Origin of the sequence: Amycolatopsis halotolerans, from assembly GCF_042647905.1 — a bacterium.
In the GTDB taxonomy this organism is placed as follows: Bacteria; Actinomycetota; Actinomycetes; order Mycobacteriales; family Pseudonocardiaceae; genus Amycolatopsis; species Amycolatopsis halotolerans.
Genome location: NZ_JBHRWI010000026.1, coordinates 1 through 24,695, shown reverse-complemented (window position 1 = coordinate 24,695; position 24,695 = coordinate 1). Strand labels below are relative to the sequence as shown.

At 69.1% G+C, this 24,695-nt stretch carries 21 protein-coding genes; 8 read left to right on the top strand and 13 right to left on the bottom strand.

Annotated elements, in window-relative coordinates; genetic code table 11:
• Positions 1-45 precede the first annotated feature (45 nt).
• From ACFORO_RS21750 to ACFORO_RS21740, 3 genes are read left to right on the top strand one after another with little or no spacing between them, the layout of a single operon-like run.
• Complete coding sequence (locus ACFORO_RS21750; protein ID WP_354745283.1) at positions 46-609, top strand: DUF1707 SHOCT-like domain-containing protein; 564 nt, start codon at positions 46-48, stop codon at positions 607-609.
• Between the two features lie 8 nt (positions 610-617).
• A complete protein-coding gene (locus tag ACFORO_RS21745) occupies positions 618-1,001 on the top strand; it encodes a DUF1707 SHOCT-like domain-containing protein (protein WP_377874366.1) in 384 nt (127 codons plus the stop codon).
• The gene (locus ACFORO_RS21740; RefSeq protein ID WP_377874363.1) at positions 986-2,266 is read left to right on the top strand and encodes a sensor histidine kinase; all 1,281 of its coding nucleotides are present in this window, start codon (positions 986-988) and stop codon (positions 2,264-2,266) included. The genes ACFORO_RS21745 and ACFORO_RS21740 overlap by 16 nt, the downstream gene beginning before the upstream one ends.
• On the opposite strand, the gene ACFORO_RS21735 is transcribed toward ACFORO_RS21740, so the two are convergent.
• Entirely contained in the window at positions 2,260-3,714 is a 1,455-nt protein-coding gene (locus ACFORO_RS21735) for a class I adenylate-forming enzyme family protein (protein ID WP_377874361.1), read from the bottom strand. The genes ACFORO_RS21740 and ACFORO_RS21735 overlap by 7 nt on opposite strands.
• A gap of 149 nt (positions 3,715-3,863) precedes the next feature.
• Here ACFORO_RS21735 and ACFORO_RS21730 point away from each other — a divergent pair, with 149 nt between their 5' ends.
• Complete coding sequence (locus ACFORO_RS21730; protein WP_377874359.1) at positions 3,864-4,397, top strand: GNAT family N-acetyltransferase; 534 nt, start codon at positions 3,864-3,866, stop codon at positions 4,395-4,397.
• Between the two features lie 378 nt (positions 4,398-4,775).
• Here the strand turns inward: ACFORO_RS21730 and ACFORO_RS21725 are convergent, their stop codons facing one another.
• On the bottom strand, positions 4,776-6,545 hold the full coding sequence (locus ACFORO_RS21725; RefSeq protein ID WP_354739423.1) for a glycerol-3-phosphate dehydrogenase/oxidase: 1,770 nt from the start codon (positions 6,543-6,545) through the stop codon (positions 4,776-4,778).
• Between the two features lie 213 nt (positions 6,546-6,758).
• Here ACFORO_RS21725 and ACFORO_RS21720 point away from each other — a divergent pair, with 213 nt between their 5' ends.
• Positions 6,759-7,505: an MIP/aquaporin family protein gene (locus ACFORO_RS21720; RefSeq protein WP_377874453.1), complete on the top strand. Its 747-nt coding sequence runs from the start codon at positions 6,759-6,761 to the stop codon at positions 7,503-7,505.
• A 22-nt stretch (positions 7,506-7,527) separates the two neighbouring features.
• Positions 7,528-9,036, top strand: a complete 1,509-nt coding sequence (gene glpK, locus ACFORO_RS21715; protein WP_354739425.1) for a glycerol kinase GlpK — start codon at positions 7,528-7,530, stop codon at positions 9,034-9,036.
• 321 nt (positions 9,037-9,357) lie between these two features.
• Here the strand turns inward: glpK and ACFORO_RS21710 are convergent, their stop codons facing one another.
• From ACFORO_RS21710 to ACFORO_RS21690, 5 genes are all read right to left on the bottom strand, one after another.
• The gene (locus tag ACFORO_RS21710) at positions 9,358-10,155 is read right to left on the bottom strand and encodes a VOC family protein (protein WP_377874356.1); all 798 of its coding nucleotides are present in this window, start codon (positions 10,153-10,155) and stop codon (positions 9,358-9,360) included.
• A gap of 94 nt (positions 10,156-10,249) precedes the next feature.
• A complete protein-coding gene (locus ACFORO_RS21705; protein WP_377874354.1) occupies positions 10,250-10,834 on the bottom strand; it encodes a class F sortase in 585 nt (194 codons plus the stop codon).
• A 59-nt stretch (positions 10,835-10,893) separates the two neighbouring features.
• A complete protein-coding gene (locus ACFORO_RS21700) occupies positions 10,894-11,535 on the bottom strand; it encodes a hypothetical protein (RefSeq protein WP_377874352.1) in 642 nt (213 codons plus the stop codon).
• Positions 11,536-11,733: 198 nt separating this feature from the next.
• Complete coding sequence (locus ACFORO_RS21695) at positions 11,734-12,186, bottom strand: hypothetical protein (protein WP_377874350.1); 453 nt, start codon at positions 12,184-12,186, stop codon at positions 11,734-11,736.
• Between the two features lie 78 nt (positions 12,187-12,264).
• Entirely contained in the window at positions 12,265-13,668 is a 1,404-nt protein-coding gene (locus tag ACFORO_RS21690) for an NAD(P)H-quinone dehydrogenase (protein WP_377874348.1), read from the bottom strand.
• A 132-nt stretch (positions 13,669-13,800) separates the two neighbouring features.
• Between ACFORO_RS21690 and ACFORO_RS21685 the strand changes: the two genes are divergently transcribed.
• The gene (locus ACFORO_RS21685) at positions 13,801-14,253 is read left to right on the top strand and encodes a gamma-glutamylcyclotransferase (protein WP_344288881.1); all 453 of its coding nucleotides are present in this window, start codon (positions 13,801-13,803) and stop codon (positions 14,251-14,253) included.
• 624 nt (positions 14,254-14,877) lie between these two features.
• On the opposite strand, the gene ACFORO_RS21680 is transcribed toward ACFORO_RS21685, so the two are convergent.
• The 5 genes from ACFORO_RS21680 to ACFORO_RS21660 form a co-directional block, all read right to left on the bottom strand.
• Positions 14,878-16,164, bottom strand: coding sequence for an amidohydrolase (locus tag ACFORO_RS21680; RefSeq protein WP_354739435.1), 1,287 nt, complete (start codon positions 16,162-16,164; stop codon positions 14,878-14,880).
• Positions 16,165-16,354: 190 nt separating this feature from the next.
• Complete coding sequence (locus ACFORO_RS21675; protein ID WP_354739437.1) at positions 16,355-16,669, bottom strand: hypothetical protein; 315 nt, start codon at positions 16,667-16,669, stop codon at positions 16,355-16,357.
• A gap of 189 nt (positions 16,670-16,858) precedes the next feature.
• Entirely contained in the window at positions 16,859-17,848 is a 990-nt protein-coding gene (meaB, locus tag ACFORO_RS21670) for a methylmalonyl Co-A mutase-associated GTPase MeaB (RefSeq protein ID WP_354739439.1), read from the bottom strand.
• A gap of 3 nt (positions 17,849-17,851) precedes the next feature.
• Positions 17,852-20,020: a methylmalonyl-CoA mutase gene (gene scpA / locus ACFORO_RS21665; protein WP_377874344.1), complete on the bottom strand. Its 2,169-nt coding sequence runs from the start codon at positions 20,018-20,020 to the stop codon at positions 17,852-17,854.
• 61 nt (positions 20,021-20,081) lie between these two features.
• Positions 20,082-21,947, bottom strand: coding sequence for a methylmalonyl-CoA mutase family protein (locus ACFORO_RS21660; RefSeq protein ID WP_377874342.1), 1,866 nt, complete (start codon positions 21,945-21,947; stop codon positions 20,082-20,084).
• Positions 21,948-22,215: 268 nt separating this feature from the next.
• Between ACFORO_RS21660 and ACFORO_RS21655 the strand changes: the two genes are divergently transcribed.
• Positions 22,216-23,922, top strand: coding sequence for a serine/threonine-protein kinase (locus ACFORO_RS21655; protein WP_377874340.1), 1,707 nt, complete (start codon positions 22,216-22,218; stop codon positions 23,920-23,922).
• Positions 23,923-24,112: 190 nt separating this feature from the next.
• On the opposite strand, the gene ACFORO_RS21650 is transcribed toward ACFORO_RS21655, so the two are convergent.
• A complete protein-coding gene (locus tag ACFORO_RS21650) occupies positions 24,113-24,523 on the bottom strand; it encodes a winged helix-turn-helix transcriptional regulator (protein ID WP_377874338.1) in 411 nt (136 codons plus the stop codon).
• Between the last annotated feature and the right edge of the window lie 172 nt (positions 24,524-24,695).

The window sequence follows — 24,695 nt, the reverse complement described above, 5'->3', positions numbered from 1 at the left end:
GAATGTCGTGGGTGCCGCGCGCTCGCGCGGCCTACCATCGACAACGTGACTGAGGTTCCGTCTCCGCAGCTGCGGATCAGCGACCAGGAGCGAGAGTCCGCGCTGAATGCGCTCGGTGAGCACATGAGCGCGGGGCGGATCGACATCGACGAGTTCGGCGAGCGCTCCGCCCGGATCACCGCGGCCAAGACCCGCGGCGAACTGGGCGAACTGTTCAACGACCTGCCGGTGCCGCATCCGGTGTTCGGCGCGGGCGCGACCGCCGCGCCGGAACCGGCCGCGGCGCCACCGCCGCCGATGCCCGTTCCGCAGCCCGCGGCGTCCGGCGAGGTGGCCGCGCGGCAGCCGGAGTGGTCGGGCGGGCAACGCGCCGTCGCCGCCTTGATTCCGCTGGTGTGGATCGCGGCGATCGCCTTGATCGCCACCGGCACCGCGGGCTGGCCGGTGATTTTCGCGCCGATCGCGCTCACCGCGGTCGGCCGCGCGCTCTGGGGCAAGGGTTTCGAGCACCATGACCATCACCACCGCCACGACCGGCACCGGGAACGCCGCGAGGAGTTCCGGGCGATGCGCGACGAACACCGGCGGCAGCGCCGTCTGGATCCTTGAGGCGGACCATGCCTGACCTGCGGTTGAGCGACGACGAACGGCAGGACGCGCTCGACGTCCTCTCCGAGCACGTCCGCACCGGACGCCTCGACATCGACGAGTACGGCAGCCGTTCGGCGAAGGTCACGTCGGCCAAGCTGGTCAGCGAACTGGTGCCGCTGTTCGACGACCTGCCCTCGCCGCGCCCGAGCGCGCTGCTGGCCACGGCCCGGCCGCAACCGGCCGTGCCGTCCGCCGGAAACGGCAAGGTCGGTTCGTTCGTGATGCGGTATTCGGTGCCGCTTTCGATCGCCCTCGCGGTCATCGTGCTCATCGTGACGCGCGGACGGCTGCTGATCGTGTTCGCGCTGCCGTTGCTGCTGATCCTGCTCAGCGGATGGCGACGCCGCTGAGCCCGCCAGAACGCGCGCCGCGGTTCAGCCCGATGATGGGGCTGCGGCCGGGCTCAGTCGATCCGAGGGCCGAGCGCTGGGCGGGCCCGGTGTTCGCCGGGATCGGGATTCTTGCGCTCGCCGTGTGCACCATCATCGCCGCAGGTCAGCCGCACGGCCATCCCGCCCAGTGGCGCACCACGCTGCTTCTCGCCGCGGCGACCGGGCTGTGGCTGCTTGTGCTGATCCCGGTCTTCCCGCACCGCACGCGAAACCCGTGGCTGGCCATCGGATTCTTCGTCGTACTGCTGGCCGGCGCGACCGTGCTCGCTGCCCGGGTGGACCCGTTCACCGCCTTCGCTTCCATCGGCTACCCGATCGCGTTCGTGTTGTTCCCGACGCGCTGGAGCATCTTCGCGGCGGCTGCGACAGCGGTGGTTCCGTTACTGGCCAAGGGAATTTGGCAACCTTCGCCGCCGTGGATCACCGCGGTGTCGATCGTCGGACCGATTCTCTACGTGGCGTGGTTCGTGGGCGCGGAGAACGAGCAACGCCGTCGCACTAACGAAAAGCTCGCGCAGTCGAACGCGCAGCTGGAAACGGCGTTGACGGAAAACGCCGCGCTGCACGCACAACTGCTCACCCAAGCCCGCGAGGCAGGGGTGCTCGACGAGCGACAGCGGATGGCTCGCGAAATCCACGATACCGTCGCCCAGGGATTGACCGGCATCGTCACGCAACTGCAGGCTGCCGACCGGGCCACCGAAGCCGCGGATCGGCAACGGCATCTCGACCACGTGCACACGCTGGCGAAGGACAGCCTCACCGAGGCGCGCCGAGCGGTGCAGGCGTTGCGCCCGGAGCCGTTGGCCGACTCGCACCTGCCGGAAGCGTTGGCAGGCTTGGCGAATCGAGTGTCCGAGACTTCTGGCGTCAAGGTGACAACCGACGTCGAAGGCGACGCGCGACCGTTGCTGCCGGAACTGGAAGTGGCGATGTACCGGGTGGCGCAGGAAGCCTTGGCCAACGCGGAAAAGCACGCGCGCGCCAGCCGGATCGGCATCACGCTGACCTACACCACCGACCTGGTCATGCTCGATATCCGCGACGACGGACGTGGTTTCGCCCCCGGCGACCGCGGCGACGGCACCGGCTTCGGGCTGGAAGCGATGCGCCAACGCGTGCAGCGGGTCGCGGGCTCGCTGACCATCGAGTCCGCGCGAGGGGAAGGGACCGCCGTACACGCCGAGTTCCCGGCGATCCCTTCACCCGGCTTAGGTCATTGACCGCCTGCGGTACGCAACTGCCGCCGCAACACCTTGCCGTTTGCGTTGCGCGGCAACGCTTCCAGCCACGTCACGTCCTGCGGCACCTTGTACCACGACAGGTGCTCGCGAGTCAGCGCGACCAACTCCGCGCCCAGATCGTCGTCGCCGGTGCCTGAAGTGGCGACCACGTATGCGCGCAATGTCGTGTCCCCTGCCTCGCGCCGCACCGCGCTGACCGCCGCTTCGCGCACCTTCGGATGACTTTCGAGGAGCCGTTCGACCTCACCGGGCACGACGTTCTGCCCGCCGATCACCTCGACGTCGTCCAGCCGTCCGTAGACGTGGATGACGCCCTGTTCGTCGATCGACCCGAGATCGCCGGTCGACCACCAGGCGTTGGTCACCTGATCCGGGCCGAGGCTGCCCCGAGCGACACCCCGCGTGGCGAACGGGACCAGAACCTGCAGCTCGCCCTGCACACCGGCGGCCACCTCCTGCCCGCCGACCACCACGCGCGCCGAACGTCCCTCGAAAACCGGCCCGACCGCCGACGGGTCGGCGTAATCCGCCGGTCGGCCGACGGCGTACCCGCCAGCTTCAGTAGCCCCGTAGAGATTCACCAAGCGATCGCCGAAGACCGGCATCAGTTTCTCGCGCAACCGTGCGGAAAGCACTTCGCCAGCGCACATCGCGCCGCGCAACTGTCCGAGTGTCTCGGCGTGCCCCGGCTCCTGCAGCAGGCGCGCGTAGAAACTCGGCTGCGCGAAAAGCGTCGCTACGTTGTGGCGGCGGATCAGCTCCAGCGCGGCGGCCGGGGTCGCGCGCGGTCGTGAGAGCACCGACGTCTGGCCGGTGCACATCGTGGCCATCGCGGAGGAGTACAGGCCGCCGGAGAAGTACATCCGCGACACCGAAAGCGCGACCGTGCCGACCCCCTCCGTGCTGAGCATCGACGGATCGAAATTGCTGTGCAGATAGAAGCACAGCTTGGGCGCGCCAGTGGTCCCGGACGTGAACATCGCGTGCGAGGGATGGTCCCCGCCCGGCGCGAACTCCGTCTCCGGTTCCGCCTTCGCCAGCCGGTCCGCGCCGGTGGTCGGGGCGAGACCGGCGTCGTCGAGCCAGCCCGCGGTTTCCGGGTCGACGACGATCAACGCGGGTTCGGCGGTGCGGATGTCGCGGGTCAGATCGTCGTGGCTCATCTGGACATTCACCGGAATCGCGACGATTCCGGCCTGCCACGCGCCGAGCAGGCACCAGACCATTTCGACGCTGTCCGGGAGCGCGAGCAGAACGCGATCGCCGCGGCACAGCCCGACGGCTCGGTAACCGCCCGCGACGCGTGCGGCCCCGGCGTAGACCTCGGCGAACGTCCAGGTCCGGTCGTCGGCGAGAAAAGCGGGAAGGTCGTCCCATCCGTGCAGACGGGAATGTTCGGCGGCAAACTGGGTCAGATTGTCCGGCATACCGGCAACGCTGCCAGTGTGATCATCGCCGCGCGACGGCTTTTCCCTCAGCGCTGCCCGAAACGGCAAGGATTTTTCACCCTGGCTCCCGCCCCGGTCGTGACGCGGCACGCAGCCGTTTTCCGGTTCCGGACGGTTAGGCTCGAGTTGTGGAACCCGTGGAAATCAACGCGGGCGCGTACTACCTGCGTCAGCTGCGCGCGGACCGGAAGCTCGACGACCGGCCCGCGTTGATGGAGGCGTTCGCGGACCCGCGGCATCGGCGGTACGTGCTGAATTACCGGCTGCGCACCCCCGACGAAGCCACCGAATACGTGACGCTGCGCGCCGCGCAGTGGGCGTGCGACGAACGCTGCTCGTGGGCGGTCGCGGACCTGGCGACCGGCCGCCTGCTCGGCGAGGTCGGGCTGCGCGACCTGGACCTCGACTTCGGCACTGCCGAGGCGTCGGTGTGGACGCATCCGGCCGAACGGGGCAAAGGCATTGCGGCAGCAGGACTTTCGGCCGCGATCCAGTTCGGCTTCGCGCGGCTGGGGTTGCACGAGATCGCTTACCGGCACGACGAAAGCAACACCGCGTCCGAGGTCGTCGCGCGGCGGGCCGGGTTCACCCGGGTCGGGCCGGAGGAGCGGCCCTCGCCTAGTGGGGAGACGCTCATCCGGTGGGTGCTCAAGCCCTCGTGACTGCCTACGCCAGTTAAAGCGGACACTCGCGCTGGCTGCCTGCGGCGGGGAGCACCCCAATGTGGCATTCGGTGCGTGGGACGCACCCAATGTGGCATTCGGTGCGTGAGACGCACCCAATGTGGCATTCGGTGCGTGAGACGCACCCAATGTGGCGTTCGGTGCGTGGGACGCACCCAATGTGGCGTTCGGTGCGTGGGACGCACCCAATGTGGCGTTCGGTGCGTGGGACGCACCCAATGTGGCGTTCGGTGCGTGGGACGCACCCAATGCCACATTGGGGCGCGCCAGACCGCGCGCAACCCGAACCCGCAGAGCACCACGACCTCACGAGTGGCGATGCCGGCGAGAACCGGCATCGCCACTCACGAGGAAACCTCAGCTAACCGGCTCGATCAGCCCCGCCCGAGCCTCCGGAGCCGCCGCCCGCAGCGCGTCCGCGGACTCGTCCGTCGGCTGCAGCTGCGAATCCCGCTCCGCCTCGACCCGCGCCCGGTAGACCTCCACCTCGCGCTTCGTCTCGTCCTCCGACCAGCCCAGCACGCCACCCACCAGCTGGGCGACCTGCTCGGCGCAGTCGACGCCGCGGTGGGCGTACTCGATCGAGATCCGCGTGCGCCGCGCGAGGACGTCCTCCAGGTGCAGCGCACCCTCGTGGCTGGCCGCGTACACGACCTCCACGCCGAGGTAATCCGGCGCGGACTCGATCGGCTTGAGCAGCTCCGGCCGGTCCGCCGCGAGCGCCAGCACCTCGTGCACCAGCGAGCCGTAACGGTCGAGCAGGTGCCGCACGCGGTACGGGTGCAGCCCGTGCTCCGCGGCGAGGTGGTCGGCCTGGTTGACCAGCGCGTGGTAGCCGTCCGCGCCGATCAGCGGGACCTTGTCGGTGATGGACGACGGCGGGCGGCCCGGCAGGTCGACCACCGCGGCGTCGACGGCGTCGGCGGCCATCACCCGGTACGTCGTGTACTTGCCGCCCGCGATCGCGACCAGGCCCGGCGCGACGCGCGCGACCGCGTGTTCGCGCGACAGCTTCGACGTCTCTTCGCTCTCGCCGGCCAGCAGCGGGCGCAGACCCGCGTACACGCCTTCGATGTCGTCGTGCGTGAGCGGCGTCGCGAGCACCGAGTTCACGTGTTCGAGCAGGTAGTCGATGTCGTGCTTGGTGGCCGCCGGGTGGGCGAGGTCGAGGTTCCAGTCCGTGTCGGTGGTGCCGACGATCCAGTGGTTGCGCCACGGGATCACGAACAGCACCGACTTCTCGGTGCGCAGGATCATCCCCGACTCCGACACGATCCGGTCGCGCGGAACCACGATGTGCACGCCCTTGCTGGCGCGCACGCGGAACCGGCCGCGGCCGCCGGAGAGCCGCTGCAGTTCGTCGGTCCACACGCCGGTGCAGTTGACCACCGCGCCGGCGTGGATCTCGGTTTCGCGGCCGTCCTCGACGTCGCGCACGCGCACGCCGGAAATCCGGTCCGCCTCGCGCAGGAAGCCGACGACCTGGGTGGAGGTCCGGACCACCGCGCCGTAATGCGCGGCGGTGCGCGCGACGGTCATCGTGTGCCGCGCGTCGTCCGACTGCGCGTCGTAATACCGGATGCCGCCGATCAGCGCGGACCGCTTGAGCGCGGGGACCATTCGGAGGGCACCCGCGCGGGTGAGATGTTTCTGGCCCGGCACCGACCGGGCGCCGCCCATCGTGTCGTACATCAGCAAGCCGGCGGCGGTGTAGGGCCGCTCCCAGATCCGGTGCGTGAGCGGGTACAGGAAGCTCACCGGCTTCACCAGGTGCGGCGCGATCTTCGTCAGCATCAGCTCGCGCTCGTGCAGCGCTTCGCGCACCAGGCCGAACTCGAGCTGCTCGAGATACCGCAGGCCGCCGTGGAAAAGCTTGCTGGACCGGCTCGACGTGCCGGACGCCAGGTCGCGGGCCTCGACGAGAGCCACCCGCAGGCCGCGGGTCGCCGCGTCGAGCGCCGTGCCCGCGCCGACGACCCCGCCGCCGATCACGACCAGGTCGAAGGTCTCGTCGCCGAAGCGCCGCCAGGATTCCTCCCGGCCCGCCGGACCCAGCTGGGCCGGGTCGCTGCCGCTGCGCGGATTCGTCACCACTCGTTCCTCCTCGTGCTCCACCTTCCCCAGCATCGCACGCCTGCGTGATCGTCTGCTGACCCCGAGGTGACACGTGTGGCGGAACCCATGACGATCATGGTCACATTGCTTCGCCCGGCTTATGGATTGCGCGCGTACGCGGCGGTAACGTGCCGCGGACTGGGGTCGGCGACGGGGCGGTGGCCGGACGTGTTCGGCCCTGCACAGACTGTCCAGTGTGGAGGTGCGGAGAGCGTGAGTGTGAGTCTGAGTCCGGGCGCGATCATCGTCTGGGAACTGCTGGGCACAGCAGTGCTTATCTTGCTGGGCAACGGCGTGGTGGCCAACGTCGTGCTGCGCAAGAACAACGGCTTCCAAGCCGGAACGCTGTTCATCACTTTCGGGTGGGGTTTCGCGGTGTTCGCGGGGGCCAGCATCGCCGCGCCGACCGGCGCCCACCTCAACCCCGCGGTCACGCTGGGGCTCGCCATTTCGGGCAAAGTCTCGTGGACCGTCGTGCCGTATTACCTGATCGGGGAAATGCTCGGCGCGATTCTCGGCGCCGTGCTGTGCTGGCTGACGTACAAGCTCCAGTTCGACGACCACCCGAACCCCGAGGAGACGCTCGGCATCTTCTCCACCGCCCCGCAGATCCGGAACAAGGCGTGGAACCTGGTGACCGAGATCATCGGCACCTTCGTCCTGGTCGGCTGGATCCTGTTCACCCCGGTCTTCAAGACCGCCTCGCCCGGGCCGGACTTCGGCAACTCGGCGCTCGGCTACGCCGGGGTGTCGTTCGTCGTGCTGGTGATCGGCATCTCGCTCGGCGGGCCGACCGGCTACGCCATCAACCCCGCCCGCGACCTCGGCCCGCGGCTCGCGTACGCGTTCCTGCTGCCGATCAAGGGCAAGCGCGACCCCGACTGGGGCTACTCGTGGGTGCCGGTCGTCGGGCCGCTCGTCGGCGCGGCGCTGGCCGCGGCGGTGTGGCTCGCCGTCCACAACTTGACCTGATCCCCTTTCCTGGAGGAAATCCATGACTTCGTACGTGGCCGCGATCGACCAGGGAACCACGTCGACGCGTTGCATGATCTTCGACCACTCCGGCCGTGTCGTCGCGGTCGACCAGCGCGAGCACGAGCAGATCTTCCCGAAGGCGGGCTGGGTCGAGCACAACGCCGAGGAGATCTGGGAAAACACCCGCGCGGTCGCGGCGGGCGCGCTCGCCAAGGCCGACCTGCGGCCGACCGACATCGCCGCGGTGGGCATCACGAACCAGCGCGAGACGGCCGTCGTGTGGGACCGCAACACCGGGAAGCCGGTGTACAACGCGATTGTCTGGCAGGACACCCGCACCGACAAGATCGCCGGCGAACTGGGCGCGCTCGGCGGCGGCCAGGAGCGCTACCGCTCAAAGACCGGCCTCCCGCTCGCGACGTATTTCTCCGGCCCGAAGATCAAATGGATCCTCGACAACGTCGAGGGCGCGCGGGCCAGGGCCGAGGCGGGCGACCTGGTGTTCGGGAACATGGACACCTGGGTGCTGTGGAACATGACCGGCGGCACCGACGGCGGCGTGCACGTGACCGACCCGACGAACGCGTCGCGCACGCTGCTGATGGACCTCGACACCCTGAAGTGGGACGAGGACATCGCGGCGGAGATGGGGATTCCGCTGTCGATGCTGCCGGAGATCCGGTCGTCGTCGGAGGTGTACGGCAAGGTCCGTCCGCGCGGAGCCCTCGCTGAGGTGCCGATCGCGGGCATCCTGGGCGACCAGCAGGCGGCGACGTTCGGCCAGGCGTGCCTTTCGCCGGGCGAGGCCAAGAACACTTACGGCACCGGCAACTTCGTCCTGCTGAACACCGGCACGGAGAAGGTGCTGTCGGAGAACGGCCTGCTGACGACGGTCTGCTACAAGATCGGCTCGAACGACACGGTGTACGCACTGGAGGGTTCGGTCGCGGTCACCGGTTCGCTCGTGCAGTGGCTGCGGGACAACCTGGGGTTGATTTCGTCGGCGAGCCAGATCGAGGAATTCGCCCGAACGGTCGACGACAACGGCGGCGCGTACTTCGTCCCGGCGTTCTCGGGCCTGTTCGCCCCGTACTGGCGCTCGGACGCCCGCGGCGCGATCGTCGGCCTGACCCGGTTCGTGAACAAGGGCCACATCTCGCGGGCGGTGCTGGAGGCGACGGCGTTCCAGTCGCGCGAGGTGATCGACGCGATGAACGCCGACTCGGGTGTCCCGCTGAAGTCGCTGAAGGTCGACGGCGGGATGGTCGTGAACGAGCTGCTGATGCAGTTCCAGGCGGACATCCTCGGGGTGCCGGTGATCCGCCCGGTGGTGAACGAGACGACCGCGCTGGGAGCGGCCTACGCGGCCGGGCTCGCGGTGGGGTTCTGGGAGTCGGAGGACGACATCCGGACCAACTGGGCGAAGGACAAGCAGTGGGACCCGTCGATGGACGAGTCCCGGCGGGAGAAGGAATACCGGAACTGGAAGAAGGCGGTCACGAAGACGTTCGACTGGGTGGAGGACTGATCCTTCCGGCGGGCTTGGCTGGCTGAAGGTCCGTGCGGGGAACCCTGGGGGAAGCAGATTCCCCCAGGGTTCCGCTCACGGGCTTCTCGCACAGCTCGACCCGGTACCGGTACAGCTCGACCCGACTCGGCCCGACCGGTACCGACTCGGCCCGGCCCGGCCCGCCCCACCCGGCTCGCCCAGCACGGCTCGGCCCAGCACGGCTCCACCGGTACCGACTCGGCCCGCACGGCACGGCACGGCACGGCACGGCACGGCACGGCACGGCACGGCACGGCACGGCACGGCACGGCACGGACCAGGTTCAACCCCTCCCCAACCTCACCCCCACCCGTCCTGGGTCCCCGACTGAGCGTTGGGCGCCATCAACGAAAAGCCCGCCCCCTGGTCATCCACGGCGACCACCAGCCGACCGTGCGGCGTATCCACCGGCGGGTTCACCACAGTCCCGCCCAGCTCGGCAACCCGTGCCGCCGACGCGTCCGCGTCCGCGGTCCAGAAGTACGTCATCCACCCAGGCTGCGCCGGGCTATCCGCAGACAGCTCGCCAAGGCCGCCAACAGGACGACCGTCCACGTCCAACGTCGCATAAGTGAACCCCGGCCCGGACATATCCCCGAACCCGTACCCGAACACATCGCCATAAAACTGCTTAGCAGCAGCGAAATCCCGCGTCATGCATTCGTTCCACGCGGGTGCGCCCGGAGCCAAAGCAGCTTGGGTTCCCGAATGCCGGCCGGGCTGCCACAGGCCGAACGTCGCGCCGGTCGGGTCGGTCGCGATGGCCATCCTGCCCTCGGTCAGGACGTCCATCGGCGGGGCGATGACCTGTCCGCCCGCCTCGGCGATCGCGGCCACCGTTTTGTCTACATCGGACACTGACAGGTATGTCGTCCACATCGGCGGCATCCCGGCCTGCTCCGGCGGGATCTGGCCGATGCCCGCCACCGGTTTTCCGGCTATCTGCGCCATTCCGTAAAAACCGGTCTCCGGACCGCCGGATTCGACTGTCCAGCCCAGCAAACCCTCGTAAAACGTGACCGCCTTGTCGCGGTCCGGCACCATCAGGTCGCCCCAGCACGGTGTGCCCGCGGGCCACGGTTCTGTCCTGGTGATCATGCGTGCCTCCCAGACTTGTGCCAACCGCCACAGTGTCGCACCGGGGACCGACAAAATCGGGGGCGTCTTGTTCAATGCCCGCGCAATCGCCCGATCAGTGCGAGCCGTTCACCAGGTGGGCGTACACGATGATGTTGTCCACATAGCTGTGCTCGGCCCGGTCGAACGCGCCGCCACAGGTGATCAAGCGCAGTTGCGGGTCCGAAGTGTCCCCGTAGACCGCGTCGCTCGGGAAGACGTCTTTGGGCACCTGGTCCACTTTGGTCACCTCGAAGTGCGCGGTGGAGCCGTCGCGGCGGGCGATGTCGACGTCGTCTCCCGGCTTCATTTCCTTGAGTCGGTAGAAGATCCCTTTGTGCTTGTTTCCGTCCACGTGTCCGAGCACGACCGCGGGACCGACCTCGCCGGGCGTCGGGCCGTTTTCGTACCAGCCTGCCTGCAACGGCGTGCTGACCGGCGGGACCTGCACCGAATTGTCGGGATTGAGGCCGAGCGGCACCAGGCTGGAATGCGCGTCGATGCTCGGGATGTCCAGCGACACCGGCTCCGATTTCGGCATCGCGGCCGACGAAGCGGACGGAGCGCTGGAAGCGGGTGCCGCGGTCGTCGAGCCGACCGAGCATCCGGACACCAGCGCGGCGATCGCGACGGCCGACGCGGCGATTGTCTTCCTGATCATCATTCCCCCGATCCGGCCAAGGCCTGGCCGCGAAAACGCAGCCAGGCCCAGGAGACTAGTCAGCCACGCCGGCGACGACGCGCCGCCACGAGCCCGGTGCCGCCGAGCGCGAGCACGCCCATCGCGCCGGCCGCGATCGGCAGGCCGAGGCTGGAGCTGTCCGCAACCGGACCGTCGGTGCCGCCGGTCTGCGGAGCGCCCGACGGGACCTTGCTGACCTGCTTGGGCGCGGGAGCGGGCGTCGGCTTCGGCGCGGGCGTCGCGCCCAGCACGGTGAACTTCGTGGTGAGGTCGGCGCTGCCGCAGGAGAACGCCACCTTGTACACGCCAGGCTTCACGCCGGTGCGGACGGTCGCGGTGCCCTGCGAGATCGGAGCCTTCGACGGGTCGTTCTGCGGGCCGACCGGGTGCAGCTTGCCGAACTGCAGCGCCGCCGAGTTCAGGTTCTTGATTTCCGAGGCTTCGCAGCCGATGCGCACCGTGACGCGGTCCCCGGCGTGGCCCGAAGAAGGCAGCACGCGAATGAACGCCTTCGGGACACCCGCGTTGTCGTCCGTCGGCTCCTCAGCGGCAGGAGAGGAAGACGGCGCGGCAGCGGTGCTCGTCGCGGGCGGCGCAGTAGGCGCTTCGGCGGCGAAAGCCGGTGCGGCCGAAAGCATTCCGGCGGCGACCAGGGCGGAGAAAACAACGGTACGCTTCATGACACTCCCCTTGATGAAAAATGCGATTCCCGCCGCATACGACAGCGGCGAATCCGCGCCCTGCCAGCAGTTCCCCCTGTGGCCCGGGCGTTTTCGTTCCGACAACAACCAAGACGTCTCCACCCGCCGCGGGGTTGCCCCGGGAACGAAAAAACCGCCGGAAACAATTTTCCGGCGGTTTTCGGCAAGCAGGGACGATTAGCCGGCGAGACTTCCGTCGCCCGCTTTCGCCGCGCCCTGGGGCACCCGGGACACCTGCGCGGCGGGCACGGTGAAGGTCGCGTTGTACTGCTTCCCGTCGCACGTGACGGTGAGCGGGTAGCTGCCGGGTTTGGTGCCAGGCACCAGGTTCGCGTGTGCGCTCATCGTGGCCTTCACGCCGACCATCTCGCCGTAGTAGTACTGAGAGAACGCGAGCGCGGGCGAGCTGAACGTCGCCGCACCGGCCTTGGCGCCCGGGCAGTAGGCGAGCGCCAGGTTCGGGTCCGAGCCGCGCTGGTAGGCGTTCACCTGGCCGTGCCGCACCGCGGTGTCCTGGTTCAGCTGCACGGTCACCGGATCCGGGGCAGGCCCGTCCGCCGCTACCGCCGGGACCGCTGTCCCGGCCAGTCCGATCGCCGCCGCCACCGCGAAAATCGCGCTCTTGCGCACCCTCGTTCCTTCCCCGTGCCACACGTCTTCACCCCGCAAGACGCGGTGTGCGGCACGGGGTTGCCCTGAGGAGAAAAATCAGTCCAGATCGTCGTGCCGCATGAGCTGACGGCCCGCTTCGGTGATCGAGCCGGACAGCGACGGGTACACCGAGAACGTCAGCGCGAGGTGGTCCACCGTCAGCTGGTTCTGCACGGCCAGCGCGATCGGCAGGATCAGCTCGCTCGCCGACGGCGCGACCACCACGCCGCCGACCACCACGCCGGTGGCGGGGCGGCAGAACAGCTTCACGAAACCGCGGCGCAGGCCTTCCATCTTCGCGCGCGCGTTGGTGGCCAGCGGCAGCATGATGGTGCGCGCGGGGACCTCGCCGGAGTCGATCGCCTGCTGGCTGATGCCGACGGTCGCGATCTCCGGGTGGGTGAAGACGTTCGCCGCGACGGTCTTGAGCTTGATCGGCGCGACGCCCTCGCCCAGCGCGTGCCACATCGCGATGCGGCCCTGCATGCTCGCCACGGACGCGAGCATCAGCACGCCGGTGCAGTCGCCCGCCGCGTAGACGCCGGGGACGCTCGTGCGCGACACCCGGTCCACCGCGATGAAGCCGCCGGGGCCGGGTTCGATGCCGACGCGGTCGAGGCCGATGTCTGCGGTGTTCGGAACGGACCCGACGGTCATCAGCGCGTGGCTTGCCTCGATCACGCGACCGTCGGCCAGGTGAACCTCAACGCCCTTCTCGGTGCGCTCGACGCGTTCCGCACGGGCCTGCTTGGCCACCGTGGTGCCGCGCTGCGTGAAGACCTCTTCGAGCACCGCGGCGGCGTCGGCGTCCTCGTGCGGCAGCACGCGGTCGCGGCTGGACACGACGGTGACCTTCACGCCCATCTCGGTGTACGCGGAGGCGAACTCGGCCCCGGTGACACCGGATCCGATCACCGCGAGGTGCTCGGGCAGCTCAGTCAGGTCGTACAGCTGACGCCAGTCCAGGATCCGCTCGCCGTCCGGCACCGCGCCGGGCAGCACGCGCGGGGTCGCGCCGGTGGCGATCAGCACGACGTCGGCGGACAGGGATTCCGCCTTCCCGTCGGCGTGCGTGATCTCCACCGTGTGGGTGGCCAGACCCGGCTCGTCGTCGGCGAAACGGGCCTCGGCGGTGATCACGCGCACGCCCTCACGCTGCACGCGGGCGCGGATGTCGGCCGACTGCGCGAGCGCGAGGCCTTTCACCCGGCCGTGCACAGTCGGCAGGTCGACGGTGGTGTCCGCGAGGTCGGTGTTGATGCCCAGCTCGCCGAGGTCGTGCATCTTCGCGAGCGCGCCGGACGAGGCGATGAACGTCTTCGAGGGCACGCAGTCGTAGAGGACACAGGCGCCGCCCAGGCCGTCCCGCTCGACGATCGTCACGTCGGCGCCGTGCTGCGCCGCGACCAAGGCGGCTTCGTAGCCCGCCGGGCCGCCACCCATGATCACGATCCTGGTCACCTGGGTCCTCCTATGTCACACGTGCTTGGCGGTGGTCCTGACCCTACGCGGCGAACCTGACCGGCAGGCGAAGTGCCCGGACACGGCATGTGCATCCGGATATGCGAAGGAAGGGTCGCTAGGCTGTGCCGCGTGCCGTTGTATGCCGCTTACGGATCCAACATGGAGCCCGCCCAGATGCTGGAGCGCGCCCCGCATTCGCCGATGGCCGGCACCGGCTGGCTGGAAGGCTGGCGGCTGACCTTCGGCGGCGAGGACATCGGGTGGGAAGGCGCGCTGGCCACCATCGTCGAGGACCCGTCGTCGCGGGTGTTCGTGGTGATCTACGACGTGACCGGGCTCGACGAGGAACGCCTCGACCGCTGGGAAGGCGGCGAGCTGGGGATGCACACGAAGATCCGGCTGCGCGTGCAGACCATGGACGGGTCGGTGCTGGCCTGGCTCTACGTCCTGGACGCCTACGAGGGCGGGCTGCCCTCGGCGCGGTATCTCGGGGTGCTCGCGGACGCCGCGGAGGCGGCCGGTGCCCCGGTGGATTACGTGGACGATCTGCGCACCCGGCCGTGCACCGGGATCAGCGGCTGACGCTTTCCGCTTGACTGTCCGTGAGGGGAACCCTCACGGACTCTGAGTCCCTCAGGGTTCCCCTCACGGACTTTCAGCCGTTCGAGAGGCGAACCAAACCGCTCCTCCGGAGTGCGCCCGGCCTCGCGGCGGCGGTCCGGAGGCTCGTTTTCCGAGCCATCCACAGCCCGCCCAGGCCGTCCCCGGGCGAGCCGGGAAGTTGTCCCCAGCGGCACCACCCTGTGGATAACTCTGCGTCTCCGGACTATCCACAACCCGGCCGGACAGCCGCCCAATACCACACGGCAGAGGCTCACCCACACGGGCATCGAGCACCTCAGCGCGCAGGAAAAATCGCAGCGCGTCACCGAAGTTGGCGGCACAATTCAGGACAGCACATCACCGCGCACAGCCGCGGATTCCGCCAAAGCCGTTGCCGCACAACGCGAAATCCGCCAGAGGCAGTCACCGGCCAACTGCTCAGCCAAGGCCGCACAAAAGTCCGAAATGACTCTCGGTGAACAGGGGCGGGCAAGGACAACGGCGGTCTAGACCACAGCGCGTAACTCCCCGCTGACACCCCCGCACGAGGGGTACCTCTCACCCACCCAAGTTATCCACATCGGCGCTAAGCCTGTGGATAACTCAGGCCAGTGAGGCCAGTGCGGTGTGCACCAAAGTGCGGACTCCGACGAGCAGCGCGCGCTCGTCGAGGACGAACGTCGGGCGGTGGATGTCGGCCTGCGGAGCGGGCGGGCCGGACCACACGCCGAGCCGGGCGAAGGCCCCGCCGACGTGCTCCAGGTACCAGCCGAAGTCCTCGCCGCCGGACGACTGTTCCGTCCCGGCGAGCCCCGCTTCGCCGACCGCCGCCTCGACGCCGGCGCGCATCAGCGCGGTCGACTCCGCGTCGGAGACCACGGGCGGCACGCCGCGGCGGTAGTCGAGCGAGAAGCCGACACCGGTCGGGGCCAGCAGCGATTCCACCGACGACGCGACGAGCGGCTCCAGTGCCTTCCACACCTCGTGGTCGGCGGTCCGCAGCGTGCCGCGCAGGACGCCGTCCTGCGGCACCGCGTTCGCGGCCTGTCCGGCGTGCACCGCGCCCCACACCAGCACCGTGCCGGACCGCGGGTCGACGCGGCGGGACAGCACCGACGGCAGCGACGTGATGACCGTGCCCAGCGCGTACACGAGGTCCGCGGTGAGGTGCGGCCGCGACGTGTGCCCGCCGGGCGAGGTGAGGCGCAGTTCGATGAGGTCGGCGGCGGACGTCAGCGCGCCGACCCGGGTGCCGACCTTGCCCGCTTCGAGCCGCGGGTCGCAGTGCAGGCCGTAGATCCGCTCGACGCCCTCCAGCGCTCCCGCGGCGATCATGTCCAGCGCGCCGCCGGGCATGACCTCCTCCGCGGGCTGGAAGATCAGCCGCACGCGGCCGGGCAGCTCGGGCGCGCCGGCGAGCGCGCGGCCGGCGCCGAGCAGGATCGCGGTGTGCGCGTCGTGACCGCACATGTGCGCCGCGCCCTCGGTGGTGGAGGAGTACGGCAGGCCGGTGTCCTCGGTGAGCGGCAGCGCGTCGATGTCCGCGCGCAGCGCGACGCAGCGCTCGCCCTTGCCGATGTCGCACACCACGCCGGTGCCGCCGGGCAGCACCCACGGCTTCAGCCCGACCCGGCGCAGCAGCGACACGATCAGCTCGGTCGTCGCGTACTCGTTCCGCGACAGCTCGGGGTGGGCGTGGATGTGCCGCCGCCACGCGAGCACGTCGGTCGCGTTCGCGCGCAGCCAGTCGTCCAGCCAGAACGGGCCGCGGCCCGCACCAAGGTCTTCCACCGGAGCCATGCTGACGCCGGCTTCGGTGAGCAGCGCGCCGGGCGCCGCGATCGGGTTGTGGTCACCTGGAACGTCCGGCCGTGAGTCCAGCACCGTCACGCCGCACCTCCTCCCGCAACACGAGCGCAGGGGAACACGCAACGTGCCGATCGATCTGTCTTACGCATTGGAGTCGATCGTGCACCATGCAGGTGGCAAGCGGCGGTGCGGTGCGCTTCGGCCAAGACGGCCGGTAGAAGATCTGCGGCGAACGGCTGACGAAGTTCGGCGTGGGTGAACGCCGGAAAGCTCAGCCGCCTTGGGCCTTGCGGCGCTTGATGCGGTGGCGGCGGCCGAAGAACACGATGGCGAGCAGCACCACGGCGGCCCCGCCCGCGACGAGGTTCTTCTTCGTCTTGTCGGCGTTGGCCTTGTCGGTCTGCGTCGGGTCCAGCACCGGGCCGGGGGGTGCCTGGTGGACCGCGTTCACCTGCGTGATCGCCGTCTCAGCCGCCACGGTGACCGCGGCGGGAGCCGAGGTCGCCGCGGACGCCGCCACCGGCAGCACCCCGGTGAGCAGCACGCCGAGCAAACCGGCCAGCAGCAGTCCCCGCACCTTCGCCATGACTTCCCTTCTACGCCGTCACCGTGCATTGTGCCCGCCGAAGCTCGGGCGCGTCAGCCGCCACGCGGTGGAGCCGGGCCCGCTCGCCCCGTGCTGACGACCGCCGGGCGCAACAAGCCCCTGAGACGGCCAAAAGACACTTGTGCGCAGAGCGCTTTTTCTTCTTGGACAACGTTCAAGAAGAGGGGTTCACGACGGCCCGGCGAACGCCGCCAAGATCCGCTGCGCGGCCAGCGTCGCGGTGAGTTCTCCGTCGCGCACGGCTCGTTCCACGTCGGCTACCTGCGCGCGGACCGCCGGATGCGCGGTGAGCCGGTCGAGCAGCTGTTCGCGGACCATCGACCAGGTCCAGTCCACCTGCTGCTTTTTGCGCCTCTCGCCAAGATCACCCGATTCGGTGAGCACCTCGCGGTGTTTCCCGATCGCCGCCCACACCTCGTCGAGGCCGCTGCCTTCGAGCCCGCTGCACGTGAGCACCGGCGGCGTCCAGAGCGCGTCCTTGCCGTAGATCATCCGCAGCGCGCCCTGCAGCTCGCGCGCGGCACGCTTGGCGTCGCGTTCGTGCGGGCCGTCGGCCTTGTTCACGGCGATGACGTCGGCGAGTTCCAGCACGCCCTTTTTGATGCCCTGCAACTGGTCGCCGGTGCGCGCCAGCGTCAGGAAGAGGAAGCAGTCGACCATGTTCGCCACGGTCACCTCGGACTGCCCGACCCCGACCGTCTCCACCAGCACGACGTCGAAGCCGGCCGCTTCCATCAGCACGATCGTCTCGCGGGTCGCGCGGGCGACCCCGCCGAGCGTGCCGGACGTCGGCGACGGGCGGATGAACGCCTTCGGGTCCACCGCCAGCCGCGCCATCCGGGTCTTGTCGCCGAGGATCGAACCGCCGGTGCGGGTCGAGGACGGGTCGACGGCCAGCACCGCGACCCGGTGCCCGGCCGTGGTGAGGTCGGTGCCGAGCTGGTCGATAAATGTCGACTTACCGACTCCAGGCACGCCGGTGATGCCGACGCGTTTCGCGCCGCCCGCGTGCGGGAGCAGCTCGACGAGCAGTTCCTGAGCTTGCCGCCGGTGGTCCTCCCGATGCGATTCGACCAGCGTGATGGCCTTGGACAGGGTCCCCCGGTCGCCCGCGAGCACGCCCTTGGCGTATTCGCCGACGTCGATCCGCCGCGGCAAGGTTCAGGACTCCTGCGCGGCCAGCTGCTGGAGCAGGTCGATCGCGGCGTCCGCGAGCACCGTGCCCGGGCCGAAGATCGCCGCCGCTCCCGCTTCGCGCAGCTCGGGGTAGTCCTGCGGCGGGATCACGCCGCCGACCACGACCATGATGTCCTCGCGGCCCAGCTCGGCCAGCTCGTGGCGCAGCGCGGGCACCAGCGAGAGGTGCCCGGCGGCCAGCGAGGACACGCCGATCACGTGCACGTCGGCTTCCGACGCCTGGCGCGCGACCTCGGCCGGGGTGGAGAACAGCGGGCCGACGTCGACGTCGAAGCCGAGGTCGGCGAAGCCGGTGGCGATCACCTTCTGGCCGCGGTCGTGGCCGTCCTGGCCCATCTTCGCGACGAGGATGCGCGGGCGGCGGCCTTCCTCTTCAGCGAATTTGTCGACCAGCTCGCGGGCCTTCTCGACGTTGTCCGACTTCCCCACCTCTTCCCGGTAGACGCCGGAGATCGTGCGGATCTGGCCGGAGTGGCGGCCCCAGTTCTTCTCCAGCGCGTCGGAGATCTCGCCGACGGTGGCCTTCGCGCGCGCGGCGTTGATGGCCAGTTCAAGCAGGTTGCCGTTGTTCTGCGCGCCTTCGGTGAGCCAGCGCAGCGCGTCCTCGGTGGCCTGCGGGTCGCGTTCTTCGCGCAGCCGACGCAGCTTCTCGAGCTGCTGTGCGCGTACGCCCGCGTTGTCGACCTTCAGGACGTCGATCTGCTCGTCGTCGGTGACCTGGTACTTGTTCACGCCGATGACCGGCTGACGTCCCGAGTCGATGCGCGCCTGCGTACGCGCGGCTGCCTCTTCGATGCGCAGCTTCGGGATGCCTTCGTCGATCGCGCGCGCCATGCCGCCCGCGCCCTCGACTTCGGTGATGTGACCCCACGCCTTGCGCGCGAGGTCGTAGGTGAGCTTCTCGACGAACGCGCTGCCGCCCCACGGGTCGATGACGCGCGTGGTGCCGGATTCCTGCTGCAGCAACAGCTGTGTGTTGCGCGCGATCCGCGCGGAGAAGTCGGTGGGCAGCGCCAGCGCTTCATCGAGAGCGTTGGTGTGCAACGACTGTGTGTGCCCCTGGGTGGCAGCCATCGCTTCGACGCACGTACGCGTGACGTTGTTGAAGACGTCCTGCGCGGTGAGAGACCAGCCTGACGTCTGAGAGTGCGTACGCAGCGACAGCGACTTCTGCGACTTCGGGTCGAACTGCTTCACCAGCTTCGCCCACAGCAGCCGCGCCGCGCGCAGCTTCGCGACCTCCATGAAGAAGTTCATGCCGATGGCCCAGAAGAACGACAGCCGCGGCGCGAACTTGTCGACGTCCAGCCCTGCTTCGACGCCCGCGCGGATGTACTCGACGCCGTCCGCGAGCGTGTACGCCAGCTCCAGATCGGCGGTCGCTCCGGCCTCCTGCATGTGGTACCCGGAGATCGAGATCGAGTTGTACTTCGGCATGTGCTGCGAGGTGTAGCCGAAGATGTCGGAGATGATCCGCATCGACGGCTGCGGCGGGTAGATGTAGGTGTTGCGGACCATGAACTCCTTGAGGATGTCGTTCTGGATCGTCCCCGCGAGCTGCTCCGGCTTCACCCCCTGCTCCTCGGCCGCGACCACGTACAGCGCGAGCACCGGCAGCACCGCGCCGTTCATCGTCATCGAGACGGACATCTTGTCCAGCGGGATGCCGTCGAAGAGCTGGCGCATGTCGTAGATCGAGTCGATCGCCACGCCCGCCATGCCGACGTCGCCGGACACGCGCGGGTGGTCGGAGTCGTAGCCGCGGTGGGTCGCGAGGTCGAACGCGACCGACAGGCCCTTCTGCCCGGCCGCGAGGTTGCGGCGGTAGAAGGCGTTCGACTCCTGCGCGGTGGAGAACCCGGCGTACTGGCGGATCGTCCAGGGCTGGTTGACGTACATCGTCGGGTACGGCCCGCGCAGGTACGGCGCGATGCCCGGGTACGTGCCGAGGAAGTCCACATCGGACAGATCGGCGGCGGTGTAGACCGGCTTCACGCCGATGCCCTCGGGGGTTTCCCAGGCAAGCGCGTCCGGGCCCTTGCCGGTGGCTTCCTGCACGGCCTGTGCCCACGCGGCTCGGTCGCCTGGTTCCGGGGTGCCGAGGGGGATGTCGGCGAAGTTGGGGATGCTCATCGAATCACCGTCTTTAGACCCGCGCCGGAGCGCATTGCTGCCTCACGCTTCCTGATGGTTTTCATTGAGCGACTCCCAGCTGTGCGTGGAGGCTGGTCAGGACTTCGAGCGCGTCGCACCCGGCGTACAGATTGCCGCTGATTCCGTCGTAGGTACCCTTGCCCGCCAACAGAACCTGCTTCGCGCCGAGTGAGGCCGCAGCGGACGCGGCCTGTTCCTCGTACGCCGCGTCGGTGCCGCAGACGCAGGCGACCTTCGTGCCGCTCTCACGGAACGCGCCGGGCAGATCGTCGGTCGCGCCGGGGTTCACCGCCTCGATGCCGCCTGCCTGCAGCAGGTTCGTCGCGAAGGACGCGCGGCCGGTGTGCGCGGCGACCGGACCCAGCGTGGCCAGGAAAACCTTCGGCCGCTCGCCGTGCTCGGCGAGGTAGGCGTCGGACGCGTCGCGCAGCTTCTCGTACTCCTCGGCGTACCGGTGCCGCGGCAGCCCGCCGTCCACAGTGGACGGAAGCGGGTCGCGGGTGACCGGCTTCTCCTCCAGGTTCGGGAACTCGCTGACGCCGGTGAGCGGGTCGCGTCGAGTGGCGAGGCGGCTCGCGCGCTTCTCCCAGGTCTCGGCCAGCCGCCCGGCCAATGCGCCGGAGGCCAGCTCGGCTTCGATGCCGCCCGCCGCTTCGATCGCGGTGAACTCGCGCCACGCGGCTTCGGCGAGTTCGTCGGTGAGCTTCTCGACGTACCAGGAGCCGCCCGCCGGGTCGATCACGCTGCCCAGCTTCGACTCTTCGATGAGGATCGCGTTGGTGTTGCGGGCGATCCGCGAGGAAAACGCGTCCGGCAGGCCGATCGCCGCGTCGAACGGCAGCACGGTGACCGCGTCCGCGCCGCCGACCCCAGCCGCGAAGCAGGCGACGGTGGTGCGCAGCATGTTCACCCACGGGTCACGCTGGGTGAACATCGACGGCGACGTGACCGCGTGCTGATGCATCCCGCGCGCGTCCGCGGCCGCGCCGGAAACTTCGAGGACCCGGTCCCACAGCCGGCGCGCGGCGCGGAACTTGGCGATGGTGAGGAACTGGTCCGCAGTCGCCGCGAACCGGAACTCGAGCTGCGCGGCCGCCGCGGCGACGGCCAGCCCGGCCTCGGTGAGCGCCCGCAGATAAGCGACGCCGGACGCGATCGTCGCGCCGAGTTCCTGCGAATCGGAGCCGCCTGCCTCATGAAACGGCAGTCCGTCGGCGACGATCGTGCGGACCTTGGGGTACTTAGGGGCAACCTTCGCCGCCAATTCGGCGGCCGGGCCGAGCGGCAGCGCCTGCCCGGTGCGCGCCGTGGTGCCGAGCGGGTCCGCACCGAGCGTGCCGACGGCTTCGCTGGCCGGGACCTCGCGCTCGGCGAAGAGGTCGAGAAGCGCCTGAGCTGCGGTTTCGTACTCCGCACCGGCGTCGAGGACGACCGGCGCGAGGCCGACGTAAACCTCATTCAGCGCATCCGCGAGCGCGGAAATCGGCAGCGAACCCTCGCCGAGCCGCAGCCACACCGAGGACGCGCCGCCTTCGAGGTCAGCGAGGATCGCGGCGTTCGCCGCGCGGACGTCTTCCCGCTGGTGACGGACCCGGATGTCCCATCCGGTGTCGACGACACCCTCCGGCCGAGCCCCGCGCACGAACGGCGGCAGACCGGGGAAGCCGAGGTCGCCGCCCGCATCGTCAGACGTGTATAGCGGCTGGATCTCGATGCCGTCGTAGGTGCGCGAGGCGAGCTTGCTCTCCGGCGCCCCCGCGAAATCCTCGGGGAGCCTGCCGCTCTTGCGCAGCACTCCCGCCACCAGCTCCTGCCACTGGGCGCGGTCCGCGGTCGGGAACTCCGCCGCGAGCGCGAGCCCGGGCTCGGAGGTCGGCGCCGACTCCGGACCAGCCACGTTCGTCATACCCAGTGATGGTAGAGGCAGGCCACCACCCGCACCTGTGACTCTGCTCGCCCCCCGTACGGGTGAACTCAGGGGTAGCGGTGCTGAGTCGAAGAGTGTCGGCCCCTTGGGCCACAATCATGGGGTGCCCTCGGAGAACAGCGACCTGGACCAGCCCGGCAACACCGACAGCACCGGCTCGGCGAAAGCCGGGCCGTCGACCGGCGGCGACCAGCCGCGGGTAGTCGCCGGGCGCTACCGGCTGCGGTCGGTTCTGGGGTCGGGCTCGATGGGCACGGTCTGGTCGGCCTACGACGAGTTCCTGCACCGCCCGGTCGCGGTCAAGGAGATGAAGGTGCCGCCGGGCATCCCGGCCGAACAGGCGGACGAACTCCGCGAGCGCACGCTGCGCGAGGCCCGCGCGATCGCGGTGCTGTCGCATCCGAACGTCATCACGCTGCACGACGTCGCGCGCGAGAACGACGCCCCCTTCGTCGTGATGGAACTGCTGCCGTCGCGCAGCCTCGCCCATCTGCTGCGCGACCACGGCCCCCTGACTGTCGAACAGGCCGCAGCCGTCGGCATCGCGGTCGCGGCGGCCCTTGAAGCAGCGCACGACGCAGGCATCACGCACCGTGACGTGAAGCCGGGCAACGTCCTCGTCGCCAGCGACGGCCGAATCAAGCTCACCGACTTCGGCATCGCCCGCAACGTCTCCGAAGCCACCATGACCCGAACCGGAATCATGCTGGGTTCGCCCGCCTACATCTCGCCGGAAGTCGCTTCCGGCGGCGCAGTCACCCCCAACGCCGACCTGTGGGGCCTCGGCGCGACGCTTTTCGCCGCCGTCGAAGGCGCACCCCCGTACGACGCGGACGGCGACCCCTTGGAAACCGTCGGCAAGGTCGTCAACGGCAAAGTCCCGCGCCCGAAACCCGGCCCGCTGGCCGACGTCATCGCGGCGTTGATGAAGAAGGAGCCGGAAAAGCGAATCTCGCTGCGCGAGGTGCGCCACCGCCTCTACCCCATGCAGAACAAGGCCGCCCTCGACCTGTTCGGCCCAGAACTGTTCCGCACCCCAGACGGCAAAAAGACGGCCGCCCACCTGGACGCCACCGACACCCAGGTCATCAAAACGGTCGCCCCGAAACCCGACACCCCCGATCAACCCGCCGCGCTGGCAGCAGACCCGGGCCCGCTGCCCTTCATGCGCTCGGGAAACACCGGCTCTGCCCCCGTCTTCGCCCCAGCTCCCCCGCTGCCCGCCCCACCCCCGTTGCCCGCTCCGCTGCCGCCTCCGCCCCCACGCCGCAGCAGCAAAGCAACGGCAATGCTGGCGGTAGCTTCAATGGTCCTGTTCGCCCTGGCCTGCGGCGGCGGTTTCGCCCTGGCGCGGGTCGTGAGCGGCCAAAACCTGCTGCCACCACAGGGCCCGGGAACCGGAGTGCTGGCCACCCTGGGCACCGTCGCAGGCTCATCGGAGCCGCTGAAGCTGGTCCCGCAACACGGGAACGCCAGCGCAACCGCGAACGTCTCGCGCGACAGCGAATACACCGTCTCAGTGCCTGAGGGATGGAAACGCTTCATCGCCTCCCGGAAATCCTCTTTTGGCGCCTCAACGGTAGTCCAATACCTTTCCCAGGACGGCCGCCAATCCCTGCGTCTGGAACGAATCCCGAACTTCTACGAGAAGTATTCGCTCAGCGACGCGATGGCAGCACTGCGCTCGTCAGGTTCGCAAGACTCATTCAACTTCACCCGAGAACCAGTCACCACGAACAACGGCGTCGAAGTCATGTTCCGCGCAGTAGAACGAGCACAAAGCCGCTCCGCCAACCCGGACGCAGTGATCACCCGCGCAACCTACGCACTGATCAAACAAGCGGACAACACCCTGTGGCTGCTATCGCTAACAGTCCCGGCGGAACAAGAAGACACCGGCTCCGCGACCTTTAACCAAATCGCGCCAACCTTGTCTTTCCCAGCAACTTCATAAACAACAAAGCCCGCACCAGCGCACCGCCAGGCAACGAGCTGCCGACACGCACTTCAAAGTGCCTTTTGCACGCCCTCCCTCACTAACCCATCATGGTGTTACGCACCATCAGTGAGGTGAGAAACATGGCCGACCAACGGCGCACAAAAGACCCCCGGCTACGCCCAACTGCTGAAACAAGCCGACTAACTCACCCCGCCACAGCCCGAGCCCGCCCAACCCCGTTCACCGCACTGACAGCCCGATTACCGGCAACCTCCCCGTGGTGAGCAACAGCCCAATCCACCATCCCCCGCACCGCGTCGATCAACGACCGCCCCAAATCCGTCAACGCGTACTCCACCCGCGGCGGAACCTCGGCATGCGCAGTCCGGGTAAGCAACCCGTCCCGCTCAAGATGCTTCAGCGTCTGAGTCAACATCCGCTGCGAAATCCCCGCCACACTCGCCTGTAAATCGGAATAACGCAGCGAACCACCACTCAAAGTGCTGATGGTCAACACCGTCCACTTGTCACCGATCCGGTCGAGCACCTCCCGGATAAAGCCGCTGTCCTCCGGCCACGCCTGACACGGACCGCTGACCTGTCGCGCTGACGCCATCTCGCTCCCCTTCCGAGTGCAACCGCACTACCAGTATGCAACCACGTCACACCTCAATTGAGAGAGAAGTGAGCACTGTGCACGCACCCGACACCATCGTCGTCGGAGCAGGCCCAGTGAGGTTTTCTCAGTAGCGTCCGTGGTGTTCGTGGTGGGTGAGGACGAGGGCTGC

Bases quoted from the DNA above. Each gene is read 5' to 3' on its own strand.
- ACFORO_RS21735 (WP_377874361.1), bottom strand. From the start codon at position 3,714: ATGCCGGACAATCTGACCCAGTTTGCCGCCGAACATTCCCGTCTGCAC.
- ACFORO_RS21655 (WP_377874340.1), top strand. From the start codon at position 22,216: ATGGGCACGGTCTGGTCGGCCTACGACGAGTTCCTGCACCGCCCGGTC.
- ACFORO_RS21725 (WP_354739423.1), bottom strand. From the start codon at position 6,545: ATGCTGGGGAAGGTGGAGCACGAGGAGGAACGAGTGGTGACGAATCCG.
- ACFORO_RS21710 (WP_377874356.1), bottom strand. From the start codon at position 10,155: ATGATCACCAGGACAGAACCGTGGCCCGCGGGCACACCGTGCTGGGGC.
- ACFORO_RS21740 (WP_377874363.1), top strand. From the start codon at position 986: ATGGCGACGCCGCTGAGCCCGCCAGAACGCGCGCCGCGGTTCAGCCCG.
- ACFORO_RS21745 (WP_377874366.1), top strand. From the start codon at position 618: ATGCCTGACCTGCGGTTGAGCGACGACGAACGGCAGGACGCGCTCGAC.
- scpA (WP_377874344.1), bottom strand. From the start codon at position 20,020: ATGAGCATCCCCAACTTCGCCGACATCCCCCTCGGCACCCCGGAACCA.
- ACFORO_RS21700 (WP_377874352.1), bottom strand. From the start codon at position 11,535: ATGAAGCGTACCGTTGTTTTCTCCGCCCTGGTCGCCGCCGGAATGCTT.
- ACFORO_RS21650 (WP_377874338.1), bottom strand. From the start codon at position 24,523: ATGGCGTCAGCGCGACAGGTCAGCGGTCCGTGTCAGGCGTGGCCGGAG.
- glpK (WP_354739425.1), top strand. From the start codon at position 7,528: ATGACTTCGTACGTGGCCGCGATCGACCAGGGAACCACGTCGACGCGT.
- ACFORO_RS21705 (WP_377874354.1), bottom strand. From the start codon at position 10,834: ATGATCAGGAAGACAATCGCCGCGTCGGCCGTCGCGATCGCCGCGCTG.
- ACFORO_RS21660 (WP_377874342.1), bottom strand. From the start codon at position 21,947: ATGACGAACGTGGCTGGTCCGGAGTCGGCGCCGACCTCCGAGCCCGGG.
- ACFORO_RS21675 (WP_354739437.1), bottom strand. From the start codon at position 16,669: ATGGCGAAGGTGCGGGGACTGCTGCTGGCCGGTTTGCTCGGCGTGCTG.